16 protein-coding genes are annotated in these 14,651 nt (G+C 41.0%); 10 read left to right on the top strand and 6 right to left on the bottom strand.

The genetic code is table 11. The features are described from left to right. Positions 1-156 precede the first annotated feature (156 nt). Positions 157-573, bottom strand: a complete 417-nt coding sequence (locus V7L95_RS02815; protein WP_340967947.1) for a hypothetical protein — start codon at positions 571-573, stop codon at positions 157-159. Between the two features lie 202 nt (positions 574-775). Here V7L95_RS02815 and V7L95_RS02810 point away from each other — a divergent pair, with 202 nt between their 5' ends. Further along, complete coding sequence (locus tag V7L95_RS02810) at positions 776-982, top strand: hypothetical protein (RefSeq protein WP_008346803.1); 207 nt, start codon at positions 776-778, stop codon at positions 980-982. Between the two features lie 46 nt (positions 983-1,028). Here the strand turns inward: V7L95_RS02810 and yumC are convergent, their stop codons facing one another. After that, positions 1,029-2,027 carry a ferredoxin--NADP reductase 2 gene (gene yumC / locus V7L95_RS02805; RefSeq protein WP_008357239.1) on the bottom strand — a complete coding sequence of 333 codons (999 nt, stop codon included), beginning with the start codon at positions 2,025-2,027 and terminating at the stop codon, positions 1,029-1,031. Between the two features lie 390 nt (positions 2,028-2,417). Between yumC and V7L95_RS02800 the strand changes: the two genes are divergently transcribed. From V7L95_RS02800 to V7L95_RS02785, 4 genes are all read left to right on the top strand, one after another. Further along, positions 2,418-3,635 carry an NAD(P)/FAD-dependent oxidoreductase gene (locus V7L95_RS02800; protein ID WP_162149727.1) on the top strand — a complete coding sequence of 406 codons (1,218 nt, stop codon included), beginning with the start codon at positions 2,418-2,420 and terminating at the stop codon, positions 3,633-3,635. Positions 3,636-3,770: 135 nt separating this feature from the next. Beyond that, the gene (locus V7L95_RS02795; protein ID WP_008346797.1) at positions 3,771-3,896 is read left to right on the top strand and encodes a YuiA family protein; all 126 of its coding nucleotides are present in this window, start codon (positions 3,771-3,773) and stop codon (positions 3,894-3,896) included. 81 nt (positions 3,897-3,977) lie between these two features. Next, a complete protein-coding gene (locus V7L95_RS02790) occupies positions 3,978-4,298 on the top strand; it encodes a YuiB family protein (protein ID WP_003212933.1) in 321 nt (106 codons plus the stop codon). Between the two features lie 99 nt (positions 4,299-4,397). Next, positions 4,398-5,042 (top strand): 3D domain-containing protein, encoded by a 645-nt coding sequence (locus tag V7L95_RS02785; protein WP_007500437.1) that lies wholly within the window; start codon positions 4,398-4,400, stop codon positions 5,040-5,042. Between the two features lie 40 nt (positions 5,043-5,082). On the opposite strand, the gene V7L95_RS02780 is transcribed toward V7L95_RS02785, so the two are convergent. Then, positions 5,083-5,559 (bottom strand): divergent PAP2 family protein, encoded by a 477-nt coding sequence (locus V7L95_RS02780; protein WP_008346791.1) that lies wholly within the window; start codon positions 5,557-5,559, stop codon positions 5,083-5,085. Positions 5,560-5,885: 326 nt separating this feature from the next. Between V7L95_RS02780 and V7L95_RS02775 the strand changes: the two genes are divergently transcribed. Both V7L95_RS02775 and V7L95_RS02770 read left to right on the top strand, forming a co-directional pair. Continuing rightward, positions 5,886-7,376, top strand: a complete 1,491-nt coding sequence (locus V7L95_RS02775) for a leucyl aminopeptidase (protein WP_340967945.1) — start codon at positions 5,886-5,888, stop codon at positions 7,374-7,376. A 336-nt stretch (positions 7,377-7,712) separates the two neighbouring features. Beyond that, a complete protein-coding gene (locus tag V7L95_RS02770) occupies positions 7,713-9,041 on the top strand; it encodes a Na+/H+ antiporter family protein (protein WP_048002195.1) in 1,329 nt (442 codons plus the stop codon). Between the two features lie 47 nt (positions 9,042-9,088). On the opposite strand, the gene V7L95_RS02765 is transcribed toward V7L95_RS02770, so the two are convergent. From V7L95_RS02765 to V7L95_RS02755, 3 genes are all read right to left on the bottom strand, one after another. Next, complete coding sequence (locus tag V7L95_RS02765; RefSeq protein WP_041091835.1) at positions 9,089-9,685, bottom strand: biotin transporter BioY; 597 nt, start codon at positions 9,683-9,685, stop codon at positions 9,089-9,091. Between the two features lie 116 nt (positions 9,686-9,801). Beyond that, complete coding sequence (gene ald / locus V7L95_RS02760; protein ID WP_017358929.1) at positions 9,802-10,938, bottom strand: alanine dehydrogenase; 1,137 nt, start codon at positions 10,936-10,938, stop codon at positions 9,802-9,804. A 110-nt stretch (positions 10,939-11,048) separates the two neighbouring features. Beyond that, positions 11,049-12,278: a PucR family transcriptional regulator gene (locus V7L95_RS02755; protein ID WP_008345900.1), complete on the bottom strand. Its 1,230-nt coding sequence runs from the start codon at positions 12,276-12,278 to the stop codon at positions 11,049-11,051. 407 nt (positions 12,279-12,685) lie between these two features. On the opposite strand from V7L95_RS02755, the gene V7L95_RS02750 reads away from it, so the two are divergent. The 3 genes from V7L95_RS02750 (at position 12,686) to essB (ending at position 14,642) form a co-directional block, all read left to right on the top strand. Then, on the top strand, positions 12,686-12,979 hold the full coding sequence (locus V7L95_RS02750; protein ID WP_003213769.1) for a WXG100 family type VII secretion target: 294 nt from the start codon (positions 12,686-12,688) through the stop codon (positions 12,977-12,979). A gap of 95 nt (positions 12,980-13,074) precedes the next feature. After that, complete coding sequence (locus tag V7L95_RS02745; RefSeq protein WP_008345897.1) at positions 13,075-13,314, top strand: EsaB/YukD family protein; 240 nt, start codon at positions 13,075-13,077, stop codon at positions 13,312-13,314. A 14-nt stretch (positions 13,315-13,328) separates the two neighbouring features. After that, positions 13,329-14,642 carry a type VII secretion protein EssB gene (essB, locus tag V7L95_RS02740; protein WP_007500453.1) on the top strand — a complete coding sequence of 438 codons (1,314 nt, stop codon included), beginning with the start codon at positions 13,329-13,331 and terminating at the stop codon, positions 14,640-14,642. The last annotated feature ends 9 nt before the right edge of the window (positions 14,643-14,651 follow it).

Raw genomic sequence — 14,651 nt, 5'->3', positions numbered from 1 at the left:
TCAGAGAAAGAGAACTGCATTATCTCCTTACGATTTTTCTCATGTTAAGCTAGTAGATATTAATGAAAACAGTTTTTTTCAGGAATAAAATTTACAAAAATAGAGAAATTATTACTGGCAGCTTAGAAAAAAAGACACTCATTCAGCGTCTATTTCTCAAATTGCTTCTTCTATTTTCAATAGTTCTTTATCCAAGACATCCACCAACTCTTGGGTGCTAAACATATAGATCACCACTTCTTTATTGCCATCTTCCACATGGACTTCAACCTCAATTTTCATCTTGGCTCGTTCTCCAAGATAAACCACTTCAAAGATGCCCATTCTTTTTGTTTCATTGTTTTTATTCATTTTTTGAACGTTGGTGAGTATCTGTTTGATTTCTTGATCACTCAAACCAGCATCTAAAATCGAAGTAGACACATGTGTTAAAAAAGGTTCTAGCTGATCAACATCCATATTCAATCCGGCAGCGAATTGAACATAGTGTTTGTTATAGTCTTTTGCAAACACTTCAACTGAACCGCCAATCATCAGTAACAAGCTCAAACTAATCATGAAACGCTTTATCATCTTTCCACCTATCCTTCATGACGATCTTCTACTTCCTATATCGGCTGAACCAATCAAACCTTCATTGATTCCATTTCTTCTTAAACAATTTGTAAATCGCTCAATTTTGTTACAGCTTGTCCTCACAACTGGCTATTTCCACTCGAAAAGAGTATCATGAGAACCAAACATATACTGTCATCAGAAAAGAGGTTGCTGAGGTTTGAGTGAACAAATCAATTGCAGGAACTGTCATGAACTGATTCCGTATCGTTCAAAAACATGTCCATCTTGCGGGATAGACAAGCCGCTTCCGAAAAAGGAACGTGTGAAGGATCGGGTGATTTTGGTTGTGGCAGGAATTGTTGTGGTGTTACTTGCTGCAATGGTACTTGGAATGGCGAATGCCTATATTGGGATTTTTAAATAAACAAAAAAGGAGTTCCGCAGATGGAACTCCTTTTTTTGATCCGTTCTTATTTATTTTCAAATAAGCTTGTGGAATGAAGCGGCTGTACACGAGCTTTCGGGTCCATGTAAGCTTTGGCGTTGTTCACAGCAGTTGGTGCTTCACCAAATCCGCTTGCGATTAATTTGACTTTTCCTTCATACGTACAGATGTCTCCTGCCGCATAGAAGCCTTCGATATTGGTTTCCATTGTGGATTTGACCACGATAGAGTTCTTTTCGATTTCAAGGCCCCATTGTTTGATTGGTCCAAGGGAGGAAACAAAACCGAAGTTGACGATCACATCGTCCACATCTAGTACTTGTTTTTTATCGCCTTTCACTTCTTCAAGCACAATTTGTTCAATGCGGTCTTCCCCAATGAGCTCAGTTGGCACAAATGGTGTCAGCACATTGACTTTCGAGTTGTGCAAGTTTTCTACACTGTGCTCATGTGCACGGAATTTATCACGACGGTGAATAATCGATACTTCTTTTGCGATTGGCTCAAGCATCAGTGCCCAGTCAACCGCAGAGTCTCCGCCGCCAAGAACAGCAACACGTCTGCCAGCGAATTGGTTCAGGTCATTGATGAAGTAATGCAGGTTGCTTCCTTCAAATGATTCTGCTGCATCTAGCTCAAGCTTTCTCGGTTGGAATGCACCGTTACCAGCTGTAATGATGATTGTTTTTGAATAATGAACCTCTTGATTCGTAACGAGTTTGAAAATACCGTCTGCTTGTTTTTCAACCGTTTCCACAGCTTGCTCTAAGCAAATGGTTTGGTCAAATTTATCCATTTGTTCCTTTAAATTATCAACTAATTCTTGTGCGCGGATTTTTGGGAAACCAGCCACATCATAAATGTATTTTTCAGGGTAAAGAGCGGATAGTTGACCGCCGAGCTGAGGAAGGCTTTCAATGATTTTCACACTTGCCTGTCTCATGCCCCCGTAAAACGCAGTAAACAATCCGACTGGGCCGCCCCCGATAACGGTAATGTCATATACCTTAGAATCTTCTTGCATTCCTTAATCCTCCCAAATGAAAATTGTTATCACTATATCATATCATACCACATATCGTCGTTTGACTTGTTTTGAAAAACTTGTCGTTTTTTGATGCCGATGCTGTGAAAAGGGGAAAAAAGAGAGAAAGACCGTTTATCCTAAGGATTTTCAGTTTAAAGCCTTGAAAAAAGGAGCAGAACTCGCTATTATTGTTAAGGGAACTAAATATTAATTTTTTATGAATTTTTGTCGGATACGGTCAAATGCTTTCGTTTTTTGTAGGTGAAAGTTCAGATTTTCACATACTTATTTTTTTGTTTAAATTTCATAAAATGCCGCAAAGCGGTTGAGAATAACGATATGTAATTCTTTATCCGTTTTACAGCAAATTTAAAAAAGGTGGATGTGATTCCAGTGAATAAACCGAAAATCGTTGTATTAGGTGCAGGTTATGGCGGATTAATGACTGTAACAAGATTAACAAAACAGCTTGGCACAAATGATGCGGACATTACTCTTGTGAACAAGCACAATTATCATTACGAAACAACATGGTTACATGAAGCAAGTGCAGGTACTCTTCATCATGACCGTTGTCGTTATCAAATCAAAGATGTGATTAACAGTTCCCGTGTCAACTTTGTACAAGCAACAGTTGAAAGCATTAATAAGGAAGAGAAGAAAGTTGTGACATCAGATGGCGAACTTTCTTATGACTACCTTGTTGTTGCGCTTGGTGCTGTTCCTGAAACATTTGGTATTGCAGGACTGAAAGAATATGCATTCTCAATCTCTAACATCAACTCTGCTCGTCAGCTTCGTGAGCATATTGAGCTTCAATTTGCGACTTATAATACAGATGCTGAAAAGCGTCCAGAGCGTCTAACTATCGTTGTCGGCGGTGCAGGCTTCACAGGTATTGAGTTCCTTGGTGAGCTTGGAAACCGTGTACCTGAGCTTTGCAAAGAGTATGATATTGATCAAAAAGACGTGCGTATTATCTGTGTAGAAGCTGCACCAACAGCTCTTCCAGGATTTGATCCTGAATTGATCGACTATGCGATGAACTACCTTCAAGGTAAAGGTGTTGAGTTCAAAATCGGTACAGCGATCAAAGAATGTACGCCTGAAGGCATCATTGTTGGAAAAGACGATGATACAGAAGAAATCAAAGCTGAAACTGTTGTATGGGCTGCTGGTGTACGTGGTAACCCAATCGTTGAAGAAGCTGGATTTGAAAACATGCGCGGCCGCGTAAAAGTGTCTCCAGATCTTCGTGTACCAGAAAATGAAGATGTATTCATCATCGGTGACTGCTCATTAATCATCAATGAAGAAATTAATCGTCCATATCCACCTACTGCACAAATTGCGATGCAGCAAGGTGAAACAGTAGCGAAAAACCTTGCAGCACTAGTAAAAGGTGGCACGCTTGAAAGCTTTAAGCCAGACATCAAAGGAACAGTTGCTTCTCTTGGTGAACACGACGCTGTAGGTGTTGCGTTTGGTAAAAAACTTCAAGGAACAAAAGCTTCTGCAATGAAAAAAATCATCGACAACCGTTCATTATTCATGGTTGGCGGACCAGGACTTGTTCTGAAAAAAGGAAAATTCAAGTTCTTCTAAACCGATATAGACAAAAACGTGTATCCCTGTGGTACACGTTTTTTCATGTTTGACGGAATATTTTCTCACTTGGTACTGGACAGAAAAATATGTTATGATGAATTATCAGAAAATTTAGATTAAGGAGTGAGCAATATGAATGCACAAACGAAAGAAAAAAAGTCAACTTGTCAGTATTGTTCAGGAAAAGGATACTTTCAGTTATTGCTCGGCGGATCAGAAACATGTGAGGAATGTAAAGGGACAGGAAAGAAGCATTAATCTTACGGCTTTTTCCATTGATTGACTTCATCTCTATTTCCAAGTTAAACTAATGATGGGATATTTGGGGGTGGAGATGAAGTGATCAGTTTACCAGTCGTTATCATTTCAGTTATTTTATTTTTCGTGTTATTCTTCGGCATTGGCTTTTTGCTGAATATGCTGCTGAGAATGTCATGGATTATGGCAATTTTATATCCAATTGTATGCCTTTTCATTATCAATAATCAAAAGATGATCGCTTATGTAAGAGAACCAGGTATTGCTTTTTCCGGGATAGGAGACCGCATCGTTTCTCTTGCTGCGGCAGATATCATCATTTTATTAAGTGGTCTAATTGGTGCCATTGCCTCAGGTTTTGTCATCAATGCCCTTCGTAAAAGAGGCTATCAAATGTTTTAACTCACTTGTCTACACGCAAGTGGGTTTTTTTGTTTCTCCTTTGCATAGTTTCCATTTTGTTTGGAAACAAATAGATGGGTAGAGGAGTGACAAATAGAAATGAAAACATGGATGAAACGATTGTTCATGACAGCCCTGTTTATGCTTGCCTTGATGACAAGCTTTACGGGCATATCTGGCGTAGAGCCAAGTGATTTAGCTGCATGGGTGAAAGAGACCGATGCCGGTAAGCACGTATCTTCTTTTTTAAAGCATCCAAAAAGGCAGACGATGGCGGTGAAAAGTGACGATTTGCGTGCTGTTTCTCTCGAAGAAGCATTTAATTGGAACGATTATCCGAAGCAAAAGGTTGTCGCCACAGGTTATACAGCAGGTGTAGAATCAACAGGTAAGACGAAAGAACATCATGCATATGGCATTACATATTCAGGCGTCAAAGTAAAACGTGATTTATATTCAACCGTGGCAGCGGACCCATCTGTCTTTCCGATAGGAACTGTCCTGTTTATCCCCAATTATGGCTATGGTGTAGTCGCAGATACTGGGAAAGCGATTAAAGGTCATAAGCTTGATTTATATTATGAAACGGTTGATGATGTGTATAGAGAATGGGGTAAAAAAGTGCTGGACGTTTATGTGATTAAAAAGGGTGAAGGGACGCTGACAGAAAAAGACTTAAATCAGTTGAATGAAGCAGAATCGATGCAAGTGTTCCGGCAGCAGTTTCAAGCCAATAAAGAATAAAAAAGCTTTGGATCTCAAAAGGTCCAAAGCTTTTTCGTTTCTACATGAAGTAATAATCTAAGATGAGTGTGAGCAAAATTCCTGTTAAGCCGCCGAAGAAGACTTCAATCGGCTTATGCCCAAGAAGCTCTTTCAATTTCTTTTGCTTCTCTTTTTCTTCCGCATTTGGGAAGTTCTTTGCCTCGGCAACAAACCGGTTAAAATCTGTGACCAGTTTGTTCAGGACAGTTGCCTGTTCTCCTGCCTGTCTGCGAACACCTGTCGCATCAAACATCGTAATAATGGCAAAGATGGCGGAAATGGCAAAAATAGATGTTCCTAGCCCGTGCTCTAAAGCAACTGCTGTTGAGAGTGCTGTTACTGCTGCGGAGTGTGAACTTGGCATTCCGCCTGTGCTTGTAATGAGCGACCAATCTAGTCGTCTAGAAATGATAAATTGAATCGGTACTTTTACAAATTGTGCAAAAAAGATGGCTGCAAGGCTGGCAAGCAGCGGGAAATTCGTCAGTACGCTCATGAACAAGAAACATCCTCTCTTTAAGAAAAAATAACGTGCGAAATGATAAAGTATTTACCCTAGTAAGATAAAAAAATGATGGCAGTAAGAACTGTTGCCAAGTCCATGTTCATTATAACATTAAAGAAAGTAGATGTGGAACGAGGAGACCATGGACAGGCTGCTATAGATCGCTGCCGCTTTTTCATGATACCCTTCCGCGTGCCAAAATATAAATGTTCTTCAAGGGAAGACAGGCTGGCAATGATCGTATCAGCACATAAATTTTGATATAATAGAAGTTCCAATGTGAAATATGGAGTTCATTGAAGGAGCGTGTGATAAATATGTTTTTCTCGACAAATGAGTTGCAACATAAAGATACACTGGCCATCGGACTTTTTCAAAAGAGCCAATTATCAGGAAAAGCAAAAGAAATGGATGAGTTACATGGAGGAAGAATCACTGAATTATTAAAAGAAGGCGATATTTCGTCTAAGCGAAATCAGCTTTCGAAATTTTTCCCATCCCCTGAAACCGGCATTAAACGCATTTATTTTGTCGGGCTTGGGAAGGAGTCAGATTACACGTTTGAAGAGGCAAAGGAAGTGTTTGCGCATTTATTTAAAAAGCTTCATCAAGATAAAAAGCAAGCAGTTTCGGTTTTGCTTGATACATTTACAGGAAAGGATCTGCCTGTTCAAGATGCAGCCCATGCCCTTTCTGAAAGCTGCCTTTTAGCTACATATGAATTACAAGATTTTAAACATAAAACGAATGAACCGGATCGCTTTATCGAATTTGTTTATGCAACAACGGATCATGATACTGCAGAAATTCAGGCAAGTTTGAAAGTGGGCGAAGTCTACGGACAATCGGTCAATTCGGCTCGTACACTTGTGAATATGCCGCCGAACATGCTCACGTCCTCTGATCTTGCATCCTATGCGGCAGAGCTTGCTTATAAATATGAATTCGAGATTGAAATTTTAGATAAAGAACAAATGGAAGAGCTCGGAATGGGCGCTATTCTAGCCGTTAATAGAGGCTCAACAGAACCACCGAAGCTGATTGTATTGAAATATCAAGGCAAGGAAGAATGGACAGACGTCATCGGTCTTGTCGGTAAAGGGATTACGTATGATACAGGCGGGTATTCCTTAAAGCCAAGAGCAAGTATGGTGGGGATGAAAACAGATATGGGCGGCTCAGCCTCTGTTTTAGGTGCAATGGAAATCATTGGTGAACTTCGTCCAGAGCAGAATGTCATTGCGGTCATCGCCTCAACAGATAATATGGTCTCAGCAGATGCGATGAAGCCAGATGACGTCATTGTCTCACTAAGCGGCAAAACAATCGAAGTGCTTAACACGGATGCAGAAGGCCGTCTTGTTTTAGCAGATGGTGTGACCTATGCGAAGCAGCATGGTGCCTCTGTGCTTGTGGATGTTGCGACATTAACAGGCGGTGTCATTGTGGCACTTGGGAATGAAACAACAGGCGTGATGACCAATAACGATGAACTGTATGCCCAGTTTAAAGAGGCATCAGAAGAATGTGGGGAAATGATTTGGCAGCTGCCAATCACCGAAAAAGATAAAAAACGAGTAAGAAACAGCAAAATGGCTGATCTGAATAACTCACCAGGTCGTGATGGTCATGCGATCATGGCAGGTGCATTCATTGGGGAATTCGCTGAAGACACCCCTTGGGTTCACTTAGATATTGCAGGAACAGCCACGACAGAAAAGCCTTCATGCTTTGGTCCAACAGGAGCAACAGGTGTGATGGTCAGATCATTAGCAACATTTGTGGAACGATTTGAACCGAAGAAATAACAACGGAAGCTCTGCCAACTGGCAGAGCTCAGCGTGTAGACAAACCCTCGCATTCGGTGTCAGTCCTGCGCTTCGGTGCTCACGAATGTCAAATTCGCTCCGCGCCGATGCTCGTCCTTCCTAGACTGCAAAGGTTTTCTATCACGCTGAAAAGAAGACAAAGGGCTAAAATAAAATTCATTTTAGCCCTTTGTCAACAATCTGAGCTCTGCCAACTGGCAGAGCTTTTTATGTAGGACATACGCCATTTGACGAAGTAAATTTTCTATGGTAACATACGTTGGTACTTTAATTATCTACTACATTAGTAAACTAAAGGATTTCGGAGGTTTCACCATGAATGCAGTTGTTTTAGCGGTTGTTTTAATGTTGATGTTAAGCTTGCTGCGGGTCAATGTCGTGATTGCGCTGGCACTTGGCGCTTTAGCGGGCGGACTTGCAGGTGGATTAGGTCTAGGGGGAACAGTTCAAGCGTTCACTGACGGTCTTGGCGGAAATGCGACAGTGGCGATTAGTTACGCACTATTAGGTGCATTCGCAGCCGCACTGACGAAAACGGGTCTTCCTGATGCCATGGTCGAAGGAGCTGTGAAGCTTCTTGGAAAAGAAGGCGATTCAAGAAGAAAAACATTATCAAAAGTGCTCATTATTCTGGTCATTTTGATCGTATCTTGTTTTTCTCAAAACGTTGTTCCTGTTCATATTGCCTTTATTCCGGTCTTAATCCCGCCATTATTAAAGGTGTTTAACGAGCTTCAAATTGACCGCAGACTACTAGCATGTGTGATGACTTTCGGACTTACTGCACCATATATTTTGCTTCCGGTCGGTTTTGGACAGATTTTTCACGGAATGCTTCGTGACAACATGAAAGATGCAGGTTTAACAGTGAATTTAGCAGACATTCCGTATGCGATGCTGATTCCTGTAGGCGGCATGGTTCTTGGCTTGATCGTTTCACTCTTTGTCTATCGTAAGCCAAAAACATATGAGAATCGTGACATTACGGATGTAGAAAAATCAGCATATACAAAAAAGAGCTTATTCTTTGCTGGACTTGCGATCCTTGTATCACTTATTGTTCAGTTATATCTCTCTCAAAGCCTTGGAGTCGAAGGGATGATCTTCGGTGCGCTTGCAGGCCTGCTTGTCTTGTTTGTAACGGGAATGATGAAACGCGATGAAGCAGATGCGCTGATTACATCTGGCATGAACATGATGGCATTTATCGGATTTGTCATGCTTGTTGCAGCTGGATTTGCCAATGTTTTAACGAAAACAGGAGATATTGAATCTCTCGTCAAGGCATCTTCTCAATTTATCGGAAACAGCCAAAGCTTAGCGGCCATTTTAATGCTACTGGTGGGTCTGCTAGTGACAATGGGCATTGGCTCATCATTTGCAACGATTCCGATTATTACGACGATCTTTGTCCCGCTTTGTTTACACTTAGGGTTCAGCCCAATGGCGACTATTGCGATTATTGGTTCAGCTGCGGCTGTAGGAGATGCAGGTTCACCTGCAAGCGACAGTACACTCGGACCAACATCTGGACTGAATATGGATGGACAGCATCACCACATTTGGGGTACATGTGTCCCAACATTCGCCTTCTATAATATCCCGCTCGTCTTGTTCGGCTGGCTTGCGGCAATTATGCTATAAATGAAAAAAGGTTCCTTACTCATAGAGTAAAGGAACCTTTTCTGATATTAGGAAGCTGTTTGTTCTTTTCGAAAGGATGTGGCTTTTGAAACTGATCGATAAATTTTAGGTGCCAGCATCGCAAGGAGGATGGTCAGTGCGTAGTCTTTTACCATAAACCACATCATGAAGAACCATGTGGTTTGATAAGAGATTGGTGCGTTCAGCCATACATTTAATGCGATGTATGTATAAGTTGTCCCGATCACATACATCACGGTCGTTCCTGCAATGGCTGCAAATAAAAAGCGGCCAAAACCAGGGTTTTGTCTTTTTTCAAGAATGAATCCGGCAAGCCAAGCAGCAGGAATGTATGATAACACAAAGCCACCGCTTTTTCCTAAAATAACGCCGAGACCCGCCGAGAACTGTGCGAATACAGGTGCACCAGCGATCCCAACAAGAGCATAGACAATCATGGCCAATGCGCCAAGTCGTCTGCCCAGCAAAAGACCAGCAAGCACACAAAAAAACGGCTGCATCGTAAGTGGGATTCCGCCGACCTGTAAAAATGGCACAATGGATGTGATATTGGCTCCGATAGCCATGAGTGCAGCAAACATCCCGACGAGCACAAAGTCAGCTGTTCTTGTCTTCTTTTGCATGATATTTCCCCCTGTCTTATCTGTACAAATAGATTAAGGGGAAGAGGTTTTTTTGTCAACTCATTTTTATTTTAGGTTAACAATAAAACCCGCCCCTGAAAAGGGCGGGCTAGATATTAAGCTTCGGTCATGGAAGACGTTTCAAGGGCTTTACTAACAGGCACATAATCATAGCCGAGATCACGAGCGACAGCTTCATAGGTGATATGTCCATTCATCACATTGACGCCTTCAGCAATCGCCTTGTTTTCTTTGATCGCTTTTGCAGCGCCTTTATTTGCAATCTGCAGTGCGTATGGGACCGTGACGTTTGTTAAAGCAACTGTCGATGTTCTCGGAACCGCTCCTGGCATATTGGCAACAGCATAATGTAAAATGCCGTGCTTTTCATAAGTAGGCTGATCATGTGTTGTGATATGATCGATTGTTTCCACAATCCCGCCTTGGTCAATGGCTACATCGACAATGACAGAACCAGGCTTCATTTGTTTCACCATTTCTTCTGTGACAAGGGTTGGTGCTTTAGCACCTGGGATGAGAACCGCACAAATGAGCAGGTCTGCCTCGCTCACTGAATCTGCAATGTTAACAGGATTAGACATTAACGTTTTCATTTGATGACCAAACTGATCGTCCAGCTGACGTAATCGTTCCGCATTTACATCAATAAGGGTGACATCTGCGCCAAGTCCGATCGCCATTTTCGCTGCATTTGTTCCAACGACACCGCCGCCAATAATGGTGACTTTCCCTCTCGATACTCCTGGCACGCCGGCGAGCAAAATGCCTTTTCCGCCTTTTGGCTTTTCTAAAAATTGAGCACCAATTTGAGCAGCCATTCTACCTGCTACTTCAGACATTGGCGTTAATAGAGGGAGTGATTTTCCGTCCGTTACCGTTTCATAAGCAATGGCTGTCACACCTTTTTGTTTTAATGCTTCAGCCAAGGAGGGCTCTGCTGCAAGGTGCAAGTACGTAAATAAGATCAGACCTTCTCTGAAATAAGCATATTCTTCTGGTAATGGTTCTTTTACCTTCATAATCATATCAGAAGATGCCCACACATCTTTCGCTTGATCAAGAATCTCTGCACCAACAGATACATAATCGTCATCAGTGAATCCGCTTCCAAAACCAGCGTTCGTTTCGATTAAAATCTGGTGTCCAGCTGAAAGCAATTGAGATGCTGCTCCTGGTGTTAATGCGACCCGGTTTTCATTGTTCTTAATCTCTTTCGGAATGCCGATGATCATATCAATTCCTCCTATGCTTATCTATTGATATTGTATGTCTAGTGTATCCTGAAAGTTTAGAAAATTCTTCGGTTGAATGAAAAAATTAAAAAACGCCTCTTTGTGAAATTTCACAAAGGGACGTTTTTTAGCTTCATATCAAGATAAATGGTCATTTTCTCATTCATGTTTTTTAAATCAATTTCTGCAATGTCCGTAATCCGCTTCAGTCTGTAATTCAGTGTGTTGATATGAATATTTAACTGCTTTGCGGCGATATTGGCGTTGCTGTCACAATCAATAAATCGTTCAAGGGTCTCGACGAGGTTGGAATGATGCCTGAGATCGTAATCCTCAAGCTTTGATAAAGAGTAACTGGAATAAGACGATCCCTTTCGTTTTTCAGCAAGCACATCTAAATATTGATAAATACCCAGTTCAGAAAAGCTGTTTAATTGTTCTGTTTCCACAGGAAAGCGTTCTTTTGTTTTTAAGACGGCCAGTGCTTCTTTATAGGATGGCTGAATATGAGTAATGTGATCGTAAATTCCACCAATGGCTGCTTGAACGTCATGGAGTTGATACCGATCAGACAACTGCTTTAGCATGCCGCTTGTGAATTGTTTAATATCTTGAAGCGGATGTTCTGTTTTTGGCGAGACAAGAATAATGAATTCGTTAAAATCAACAGTCGTTAACAGCACCTGCACTTGCTGCGTTGTTTCAAGCAGATAGGAGAGCTTCTTTTCCGTATCTTCTGTGAGTTCATCACGAAGGCGAAAAATAATAATCGCATACGTGTCTGGACACCTCATCCCAAGCCTCAAGAAGAGATCAAGCATCTCATCCTTTTCATGAATATGTCCTGTGAGCATCTTCCAAAATAGCTCCTGATTGCGTTCTTCTGTTTTCGTTTTTCGAATTTGTAAATTGAGTAATTTGTTTTTCACGGCATGTGCTGCCATCTTGAGAAGGTCCATTTCTTCATCTGAAAAAGGCTGCGTGGATTCAATTGCCCAGATAAAGCCGAGCACCTCTTTGTCTTTCCATATGGAAATGGCAACCCTGCTGGATAGACCGACTTCTGCAATTTGAGGTACGCGAAGCGGTTCATCTGTTTTAAGGAGTGTAGGAATGATACCGTCTTTCCAAAGCCGATTAATGACTTTTTCCGGTACACGGCGGGAGATAATGGTTGAAGTTCTGGCGGGATCAGTGAAATCATTATGTGTGCTATAGGCTAATAATCGATGATGAGTATCTTCTATAGTAATAGGGCAATTGAGCACATCACTAATTTGGTCTGCCACATCCTCTAAACGATCAAGGCTATACTTAAATGGATCTGTCTTTTTTGTCATAAAAAACCCCTGCTTTTTCGAATATTTCACGTACTTACATTATGAAGAGAATCAGGTACGTAAATCAACAAGAAAATGCCATAATTATTAAAAAAACAAAAAGCTTGAGAAATGAGCACATTGGTCATGCGTTGATCACAAAAAGAAATAGTACAATAATAATGTAGTAAAAAATCAATAGGCGGAAAGATTCATCGAAGTGCACGCTCTTTTATTAAGAATATATGACCAAAAAATTGTTAAATACTAGATAAAGAGCGAAAAAACAGTAATTCTATAGACTCATTTTGTAAAATAAAAACAGATTTGTTTGACTGTGTATCATTTCTGTTTTTATAATAATAACGTCAAAAAATAAGTGGATTAGCCCATTATATGGCGGCTATGCACGGGAGGTAATGAGGAATATGTCAGGAATTATTCGCGTAACCCCAGAAGAACTAAGAGCGACCGCTAAGCAATATGGTGTTGAAAGTCAAGAAGTGTTAAACCAAGTTGATCGTCTAAATAGAATGATCTCTGACCTAAAAGGAATGTGGGAAGGTGCTTCTAGTGAAGCATTTGCTGATCAATACGAACAGCTTAAACCTTCATTCATCAAAATGTCTGATCTATTAACAGATGTCAGCAATCAGCTTGATCAAACTGCAAATACACTTGAAAGCACTGACCAAGACATCGCTAGCCAAATCCGCGGCTAATCAAAGGGATTTCCTTTCTAAGTGTGAAAAGCAGAAAAAGCGCCGAGTCTGTCAGTTGATGCCGGCGCTCTTTCTATTTTGTGAGGTGGAAATTTGTGTATATCGATATTACCATCGACTTAAAAAACTATGATGGCAGTGTGTTTGATTTGAGACTATCAAATTATTTACATATTAAACAAGTCATCCATATCGCCTGGCAGGCAAAACAAATCTCACTACCTAAACGAGATGGCGGATGGGTGCGTGTAGTCAATAAGAAAGCTGTGTTTTCAGGCGAATATAAGCTGTCAGACTGTGGAATCACCACAGGAGACAGGCTGGAAATACTATGAAAGGACTTTTGTAAATGGCAGATAAAAAGAGTTCCTATTTAGAAGAACAATTAGAAGCAGTCATGAAAAAAGAGGAAGGCACTTACACCTTCATTTTTCAAAGAGAGACAATTAAACTCTTAGACGGTTTAGAAGCGGCACCGATTAAAGACATCAATCCTTCATTTAAAAAAGAGATCCAATTAACCGAAGGTGAGGTCATCATTTCGATTCAACCGCCTCCTGCCTATCAGGAATTTCGTTTCATCCATGCAAAGGATGAAAAAAGCAAATGGATTTTTTCATACCAGCTTGTCGATGCAGTGTGCAAACACGACGTGAAGCGGCTGCATCCTATTGTTTCTCCTGAAAACATTGTTTTTCATCAAGGCTTAGCGCCTGCATTTTTGCATTACGGGGTCAAAGAAAGCATCCCGCCATATGAAACCGACCAACAACGTTTGTTAAAAGAGGTCAAAGCCGTCATTCTTCGAGTGGTGGACCATGAATATCAGTTTCAAGAATATTTGGCTTATCATGATACGTTGAAATTATCTGAGCAGGCAAAGGAAATAAGTGATACACAGTCGCTGGAAGAATTGTCTGCTTTGATTCAACAAAAAATAGAAGCCATCGAAGCAAAAGAAAAGACGCTCTTAACCATTCCAAAAAAGAAATGGAAGATCGAACGATACATTGGACTTGGTCTCCTTGTTCTTTTGATTCCTGCATTGGTGTATACCATTTACACGTTCTTTTTCGCCATGCCGAAACAAGAAGCGTATGTGGAAGCGAATAAATATTATCTCAACAAACAGTACAGCCAAGTGGTGGATACGCTCGAAAAATACAAAGCCGATCAAATGCCAGTCTCTCTTCAATATGAACTGGCCATTTCGTATGTGCAAACGAATCAAGGGAATCTATTGCTTGACCAGCACAAAAAAGAAATCACGGATACGTACACATTGCAGACAGACCCGCAATACTTCCTGTTCTGGATTCATATTGGACAAGGCAATAGCAAGGAAGCTCTGGATATTGCAAGGGTGCTCGGGGACGACCGATACATATTCACAGCGCTCGTCGCCTACCGCAATGAAATTCAAAATGACGACAGCCTATCTGCTGAAGAAAAACAAAAACAGCTAGATCCAATCATTAAGGAAATGGCGAAGTATGAAGAAAAAGAAACAACGGAGACGAGCACCAATGACTCCTCAGATGCAAGCCAAACAGATGAAACAGCTGAACAAAAAGAGCAGTCAAAAGCCGATCAGGAGAAAAAAGAGAAAGAATCTGATGCAAAAAAGAAAACCTCTCAGACGAAAAAAGATGAGAAAAAATAATTCTTTCGA

The sequence above is a fragment of the Bacillus sp. PPSBB_11 genome (genome assembly GCF_038023285.1).
In the GTDB taxonomy this organism is placed as follows: domain Bacteria; phylum Bacillota; class Bacilli; order Bacillales; family Bacillaceae; genus Bacillus; species Bacillus altitudinis.
The sequence above is the reverse complement of the archived record's forward strand: the minus strand, read 5'-3'. Positions and strand labels throughout refer to the sequence as shown.

Excerpts from the sequence above, each read along its gene's own strand:
- V7L95_RS02815 (WP_340967947.1), bottom strand. The coding sequence starts at position 573 with ATGATAAAGCGTTTCATGATTAGTTTGAGCTTGTTACTGATGATTGGC.
- yumC (WP_008357239.1), bottom strand. The coding sequence starts at position 2,027 with ATGCAAGAAGATTCTAAGGTATATGACATTACCGTTATCGGGGGCGGC.
- V7L95_RS02795 (WP_008346797.1), top strand. The coding sequence starts at position 3,771 with ATGAATGCACAAACGAAAGAAAAAAAGTCAACTTGTCAGTATTGTTCA.
- V7L95_RS02785 (WP_007500437.1), top strand. The coding sequence starts at position 4,398 with ATGAAAACATGGATGAAACGATTGTTCATGACAGCCCTGTTTATGCTT.
- V7L95_RS02780 (WP_008346791.1), bottom strand. The coding sequence starts at position 5,559 with ATGAGCGTACTGACGAATTTCCCGCTGCTTGCCAGCCTTGCAGCCATC.
- V7L95_RS02775 (WP_340967945.1), top strand. The coding sequence starts at position 5,886 with ATGTTTTTCTCGACAAATGAGTTGCAACATAAAGATACACTGGCCATC.
- V7L95_RS02770 (WP_048002195.1), top strand. The coding sequence starts at position 7,713 with ATGAATGCAGTTGTTTTAGCGGTTGTTTTAATGTTGATGTTAAGCTTG.
- V7L95_RS02765 (WP_041091835.1), bottom strand. The coding sequence starts at position 9,685 with ATGCAAAAGAAGACAAGAACAGCTGACTTTGTGCTCGTCGGGATGTTT.
- ald (WP_017358929.1), bottom strand. The coding sequence starts at position 10,938 with ATGATCATCGGCATTCCGAAAGAGATTAAGAACAATGAAAACCGGGTC.
- V7L95_RS02755 (WP_008345900.1), bottom strand. The coding sequence starts at position 12,278 with ATGACAAAAAAGACAGATCCATTTAAGTATAGCCTTGATCGTTTAGAG.
- V7L95_RS02750 (WP_003213769.1), top strand. The coding sequence starts at position 12,686 with ATGTCAGGAATTATTCGCGTAACCCCAGAAGAACTAAGAGCGACCGCT.
- essB (WP_007500453.1), top strand. The coding sequence starts at position 13,329 with ATGGCAGATAAAAAGAGTTCCTATTTAGAAGAACAATTAGAAGCAGTC.